Source organism: Methylocystis sp. WRRC1 (genome assembly GCF_020733155.1).
Classification (GTDB): domain Bacteria; phylum Pseudomonadota; class Alphaproteobacteria; order Rhizobiales; family Beijerinckiaceae; genus Methylocystis.
Genome location: NZ_JAJFZJ010000004.1, coordinates 1 through 5325 on the forward strand (window position 1 = coordinate 1; position 5325 = coordinate 5325).

A 5325-nucleotide genomic window follows, 5' to 3' on the forward strand; every position below is an offset into this window, starting at 1 on the left:
CGAGCTGGCCCGGATAGAAAAGAACCGTCGGGACGACCACGCGTCCCTTCAGTTGTTCGAGGAGCGAAAATGTCCGGTAGACCGGAAAAAGGGAACCGGTCCTCACGATGAAGACGACGTCCTTTTTCGGATCCGGAGCCTCGGGCATGCGCTCCGCCACCAAATCGACCAGAGGCACCCGGTCGGCGAGCAGCTTGTGTATGTCCTCGGTCGCTTTCTCGATGCCGAAGACGCGTTCGTTCGCGAACCATTCCTCGAGCGTCCCTTCCGACTTCAGTGCCTCCTCAAGGCATTCCGCGAGCGAGATGAAGGCGACACGCTTGCCTTTGTTTTCCAGCCTCGTCCTGAGGCCCGCGACCTCGCTGCGGAGGGAAAGCTCCTGCGTCGGGTCGTAGTGGAAGATCGCGTACGGCATGTCGTGGTAGGCGCTGATCTTCTCGCGCGGGTCGGCCATCGCCAGAATGGGTTCGAGGTCGTCGCGAAGGCGTCGGCTAAAATCTTTCATTTCGAAATGCTTTCCGCGTATTCGAGCGCGTTCGCGCCCGGTAGGCCGAGCTGGATAAGGCTGCCCGCAACCTGGTAGTCCAGTCGCTTGAACTGATGGAGGCGAAGGAACGCGGCATGGACGTCCGCGGGCCTCATGAAGGCGAGGCGCCAGAGGCTGCTGCCTTCGACCTTGGTCGCGGAACCCTCCAAGCCGGCGATGAGATGGGCATAGAAGACAATGACATCGTCGCTCAAGGCGATCCCGGCAAAGGATCTCTTCACCCCCCTGCCTGTCAGCAATCCGAGGTCGCTTGCGGTCTTCACAAGGTCTCGCGCCAAGCGGACCACGCCGTGTTCGGAGAGCGCCCGCGACGGCGAGTGCTTCTTCCAAGCCGCCTTTGCGAAATCCCGAACATCCTCGGAGGTGAGTTGGTGGCGACCTTCGACGAATTGGGGATACAGCCAATCGATCGCGAAAGGCCCGAACGGCGCCTCGGTGGCGCCGATGAAAAGCCGCCAGCAATCCCGCCAGTCGGCGAAGGACATTCCGCCCTTGGCCAGAGCGATCAGCGGCTTCGCAAGCTCGAAATGCCGCAGACGACTCCTCGTCGTCGCGACGACCTCCTTTTCCCAACCAAGAGTCTTGAACCGTCCGTGAAGGCCGCTCTTCAGGTTCTCGTCGAGGCTCTCCTTGAACCGCCACTCCGTGAACAGGCGATAGGTCTCCTCGGCGAGAGGACCCTTTCTGAGGAAGCGCTGGGAAAAGGTCTGCGAGGGGCGCTTCATTCGCCCTCCGACGGCGCGTCCGCGGGCGGGATTTCGCCCTTGGTAGACCTCTGCGCATCGGCTGCGATCTTGGCGTAAGGCACGACGAGCTTGCCCGGCTCGGCTCTGCCGAAACCGAGGGCGAGCATGGCGACCGTGCGGTGACCGCAGGAAAGCGTGCCGGTCGCCCGAACCGCGCGACCGTCGTCCGACGGCGTCAGCGCGGTCGCAGACTCGGCCATCTCGGCCTCCGTGACCAGATCGAAATGCCGCAAGGCATCGACGACCTTGGGTTTCTTAATCCCGGCGAGTTCCTCGAAAAAGGGCGCCCACTCGCGCGCGCTGTCGAGCCAAGCTTCCCACTTGCGGTCGAATTCGTCCTCGACGCGGTCGGTCAGGCGCCAGAGGCTGACGCAGCCCATCGGGTTGAAGACCTGCTCGCACCTGTGTCCGGCTACCATGAAGACTGACCGGGCCTGCGCGAAATGATGCGTGCGGGGCAAGCCGCGACCGAGAGCCTTGGCTCCGTAAGGGCCTAGCTGCCCTTCCGTATTCCACCACCGCCCGGCATCCATCTCGCCGGAACGCGCCACGACTGCTCGCACTTTGAGAAGCCAGTCCATTTGAAGGTCGCCTGCCACCGTGTCCGCCCGTCGATTGAGGACCGCCTTGATAGGACGGCTGCCTCCCACCTTCGTCTCCCGGCGCTCAGGCTTCTTCGAACGCGACGTCTTACCGACGGCGGCTTCCGATCGCCTGCTCGTCGAGGGTTTATTTTTGACGCCCCTTTTTGTCGCGGGCGGCGAGCCAGTCTGCGACCGCCTCCTCGACGATTTCGTAGGCGTTGCGTTCGTCATCCAGCGCGGCTCTCTTCAGGTTCTTGATCAGGTCAGGGTTCAGGTAGGACATGAACGGCTTACGCCCGTCCGCCCGGACGGGTTTCTCCGATTTGGCCTCGCCTCTCTTCCTGCCTACCATGGAAACCTAGATATCCAGCTTTCTGACTTTCAGCACAGTTAACGTCGCATGCACCATCCGATTCGCCAACACGATTCCGCGGAAGCCGCGGGAAAACCGGGGTTTCCTGCCAACCCATTGATTCAAATGAGCCGCGACAATTTTTGAAAAAATTCGACTTGGCCGGCTTGACTATGTTCTTATTCTCACGCCCATGAACATGGCTCTCAACATACGCGAACGCGAGACTATAGAACGGCTGCACATCGGCAGCCGACGGGTTCCGTTCGTCCTCCGCGGATCTCCGCAGTCAGTAGCGTTGCCTGGAGGACGCGTGCGTTGCGTGAGCGTCCTCCCAGGCGTTCCTCCTTTCCCCAGATCCTGATCGCGATCGTCGTCGCCTTCGCATGCGCGACGACGTCGTCCTTCCTTTCCGTCGCCGCGTTCGACCTCGCCGCCCGAGAGCCCATGCCCGGCGACGAGCGAATACTCGCGTGATCGCGCCGCCCGCAGCCGGGCCTTCCCCCGACCATCGCTGATCACCGGCGCCGTTGCGCGCCATCCGAACCACCTCCACCCGTCGGCGCGCGCCGTCGACGGGAACGACGGAGCATTACCATGTCTTCCCGCATCCACTTCCTCGGCGACGATCCGCAGCAGGCCGTCGACCGGGCCCGTTCCCTCGCCGACGACCTCGCCCGCATCGCCTCCGGCGACGGGCCGACGCCCGACGATCTCGCCGCGGCGCCCATCCTCGACTGCTCTGCGGCGCCGTCGTCGGGCATCCGAGGCTCGGCGAGCGTCCGCTGATCCACACTTCCGTCCTGTTCGCGTTGGATGGCCATCACGGAATGTTCGCCCGCACGTTGGGCCGCTTCTACCGGCTCGGTCGGCCCCTCGACGCCTGCCTCGGGAGGACGGACCAATGACCCGCCGCCCTAAGAAGCCTCGCGCCTCCGCCGAGCTGCTGCCGGTTTCGCGGACGCCCCGAAACGGTGTTTCATGGGGCCGGAGGTTGGTTATGGCGAGACGGATATTCAGTCGGGAGTTCAAGGTCGAGGCGGTTCGGCTGGTAAAGGATCGCAGCGTCACGGTCGCGCAGGCCTGCCGCGATCCGGACGTGCATGAGAACGTGTTGCGTCGCTGGATTCGGGAGCCATCACAATCACAGCGTCAATCACGAACGAGTCGGTCGACGAACTCGGACTTCACGTCCACGGCAAAGCCAAAGCTATTATAAAGTCTTCGGAGAGGTGATTTTCGGGGTTGATTAACAGCCCCCAAAGAAGTCGCCAGCCGCTGAGAGATAGTGAGCCTGGAACTTGATTTTACTTCAAGCCTTCGGCGGCCGGCGTGCGTACCATCTACAGCGGCGTCCCCTACTAAACGAGAAGGCCGCCCATCAGCGCGCATCCAGGAAAGCCAGAAGCTGCCTCAGCGATGAAGCGACGCTAATTTAGCGTCTCCCCGCGAAAACCGATCTCCATCGGAAACGGCGGCAACTGTCCGTAGGTTGCGGCGGCTGTGAGCGCTCCCGCAGCGATTTCGCCCATTCGATCGAGCACATCATTCGACAGAGCGGCCGAACCCGATCGAGCTGTCGCCAAGTCGACAATCTCCGTCAACGCTTCCGTGAGGATTGAGAGTTGAGCGATGGCGTCGTTCGTCATGGGCGACCTCTCAGAACTCGTACTCATCTAAGAATGGCGCAAAATCAGCGTCCTCACAACTATTCTGCCCACCAAGGAATGAGAGCAAGCGCGACGCGAAGACGTGACTCGTAGAGCCAAGAACGCTCGTCGCCCTAAAGAGGGGTCCCTCAGACGCTCTAGAATATATTTTACCATAGAACCGCCGCCCGCTTGACAGACAGATACACTGCGCGCCGGCGCGAAAAGCGGATCCATTTCGATCGAACCGCGGCACGGATTCCTAGCGCGCTCTAAGGCACTGACTTTAATGTCCTTTTAAACCAATGGTCCCTCGGGACGCGTACACACAGCCAGCATTCCATATCCGGGATCCCGCCGGAAGCTCCCGGCGTCGGTGAAAAATTCCATCTCCGGGCGCTTGCGCCGTTGGCTTGAGTTCGTTTAGTATATATTTTACTAGAACACAGAGGCAAGATGCGCGGCGCCGCTCTCGGAATTCTCTTCGCTTTAGGCGCTGCGTCGCAAGCTCTCGCGGGCGAAGCGGCTCCGATCGCGCGCGGGCGCGCCCTGGAAACGATGGTCTCGCCGTCTGGCAAGGTCGTCCCAGCACCCGTAGCGGGCTCAGAGGTCGAACGCGCAACCGAAGGCGGCGCGCAGAAAGGGGCGGGTTGCCCGCGATCACGATCAATGCCAGCAAGCGCCGCGCGCGACCTTGTCGAGAAAATCGCCCGCGAGGAGGATTTCTATCCTGACTTCGTGATGGCCGTGGCGCGCGCTGAGTCTCGTTTTCAGAGCGATGCGGTTTCGCCGCGCGGAGCGGTCGGGCTCATGCAGCTCGAGCCCGAAACCGCAAAACATTACGGCGTCAATATCTGCGACCCCGCCGACAACGTCAGAGGCGGGGTCCTGTTCCTGCGTGATTTGCACAGCCGCTATCGGAATCCGCTGTTCATCCTGGCTGCCTACAACGCCGGCGAGAAGGCGCTCCACGCGCATGGCGGCGTCCCGCCGTATCCCGAGACTCTAACCTTCGTCGCCGCGGTCGTGAACGACTTCTACGGCTGGCCCAAGATCAGCGGAAAGACAAACGATGAGCGGGGCCCTCGCGTCGCGGCGCAGCAGCAGGAAAGCGCCAAGGACCACAATTGGCGGTCTGGCTTCGTTTGGAACGTCGAACAGAATGGTGAACAGGAATGAGTCATTTTTGCAAAACCGGCCGCGGCAAAATTTCCATTCTCGCCGCGCTGGCGCCGCTCCACGCAAGCTCTCCCGCCTTTGCGACGGGCGGCACGCTTTCCCCCGTGCAGTCGACACTGCAAACGCTTGTTCAGACCCTCACAGGGCCGATCTCGACGTCTCTCGCCATCCTCGCCGTCATCGCCGCCGGTTTTCTTGCTTGGGCGGGCCGAATGACCTGGGGCATCGCCGGCTCGATCATCTTCGGCATCGTGCTGGTCTTCGGCTC

10 protein-coding genes and 1 pseudogene are annotated in these 5325 nt (G+C 62.1%); 6 read left to right on the forward strand and 5 right to left on the reverse strand.

From position 1 onward, the window contains the following. The 4 genes from LG047_RS19460 to LG047_RS19475 form a co-directional block, all read right to left on the reverse strand. Positions 1 to 454, reverse strand: a 454-nt coding sequence (locus LG047_RS19460) for a BREX protein BrxB domain-containing protein (protein ID WP_227968565.1), incomplete at its 3' end; no start/stop codon positions are given. 47 nt (positions 455 to 501) lie between these two features. After that, complete coding sequence (locus LG047_RS19465; protein ID WP_227968566.1) at positions 502 to 1272, reverse strand: DUF1819 family protein; 771 nt, start codon at positions 1270 to 1272, stop codon at positions 502 to 504. After that, positions 1269 to 1874 carry a BrxE family protein gene (locus tag LG047_RS19470; protein ID WP_227968567.1) on the reverse strand — a complete coding sequence of 202 codons (606 nt, stop codon included), beginning with the start codon at positions 1872 to 1874 and terminating at the stop codon, positions 1269 to 1271. The genes LG047_RS19465 and LG047_RS19470 overlap by 4 nt, the downstream gene beginning before the upstream one ends. 148 nt (positions 1875 to 2022) lie before the next feature. Next, a complete protein-coding gene (locus tag LG047_RS19475) occupies positions 2023 to 2160 on the reverse strand; it encodes a hypothetical protein (RefSeq protein ID WP_227968568.1) in 138 nt (45 codons plus the stop codon). Between the two features lie 387 nt (positions 2161 to 2547). Here LG047_RS19475 and LG047_RS19480 point away from each other — a divergent pair, with 387 nt between their 5' ends. The 4 genes and pseudogenes from LG047_RS19480 to LG047_RS19490 all read left to right on the forward strand — a co-directional run. Next, on the forward strand, positions 2548 to 2706 hold the full coding sequence (locus LG047_RS19480) for a hypothetical protein (protein WP_227968569.1): 159 nt from the start codon (positions 2548 to 2550) through the stop codon (positions 2704 to 2706). A gap of 120 nt (positions 2707 to 2826) precedes the next feature. Further along, the gene (locus LG047_RS19485; RefSeq protein ID WP_227968570.1) at positions 2827 to 3018 is read left to right on the forward strand and encodes a hypothetical protein; all 192 of its coding nucleotides are present in this window, start codon (positions 2827 to 2829) and stop codon (positions 3016 to 3018) included. Further along, positions 3018 to 3137 carry a hypothetical protein gene (locus tag LG047_RS19865; RefSeq protein WP_370635086.1) on the forward strand — a complete coding sequence of 40 codons (120 nt, stop codon included), beginning with the start codon at positions 3018 to 3020 and terminating at the stop codon, positions 3135 to 3137. The genes LG047_RS19485 and LG047_RS19865 overlap by 1 nt, the downstream gene beginning before the upstream one ends. A gap of 92 nt (positions 3138 to 3229) precedes the next feature. Next, positions 3230 to 3373 (forward strand): annotated as a pseudogene (locus tag LG047_RS19490) (transposase); the annotation flags it as partial. Between the two features lie 286 nt (positions 3374 to 3659). On the opposite strand, the gene LG047_RS19495 reads toward LG047_RS19490, so the two are convergent. Continuing rightward, positions 3660 to 3878, reverse strand: a complete 219-nt coding sequence (locus LG047_RS19495; protein ID WP_227968571.1) for a hypothetical protein — start codon at positions 3876 to 3878, stop codon at positions 3660 to 3662. A 669-nt stretch (positions 3879 to 4547) separates the two neighbouring features. Between LG047_RS19495 and LG047_RS19500 the strand changes: the two genes are divergently transcribed. Further along, positions 4548 to 5057, forward strand: a complete 510-nt coding sequence (locus LG047_RS19500) for a lytic transglycosylase domain-containing protein (protein ID WP_227968572.1) — start codon at positions 4548 to 4550, stop codon at positions 5055 to 5057. Continuing rightward, positions 5054 to 5325 (forward strand): TrbC/VirB2 family protein (locus tag LG047_RS19505; protein WP_227968573.1); only part of this gene is annotated, 272 nt, incomplete at its 3' end. The genes LG047_RS19500 and LG047_RS19505, both read left to right, overlap by 4 nt.

Coding starts and splice junctions, on each gene's coding strand:
- LG047_RS19500 (WP_227968572.1), top strand. CDS start 4,548: ATGCCAGCAAGCGCCGCGCGCGACCTTGTCGAGAAAATCGCCCGCGAG.
- LG047_RS19470 (WP_227968567.1), bottom strand. CDS start 1,874: ATGGACTGGCTTCTCAAAGTGCGAGCAGTCGTGGCGCGTTCCGGCGAG.
- LG047_RS19495 (WP_227968571.1), bottom strand. CDS start 3,878: ATGACGAACGACGCCATCGCTCAACTCTCAATCCTCACGGAAGCGTTG.
- LG047_RS19475 (WP_227968568.1), bottom strand. CDS start 2,160: ATGTCCTACCTGAACCCTGACCTGATCAAGAACCTGAAGAGAGCCGCG.
- LG047_RS19465 (WP_227968566.1), bottom strand. CDS start 1,272: ATGAAGCGCCCCTCGCAGACCTTTTCCCAGCGCTTCCTCAGAAAGGGT.
- LG047_RS19485 (WP_227968570.1), top strand. CDS start 2,827: ATGTCTTCCCGCATCCACTTCCTCGGCGACGATCCGCAGCAGGCCGTC.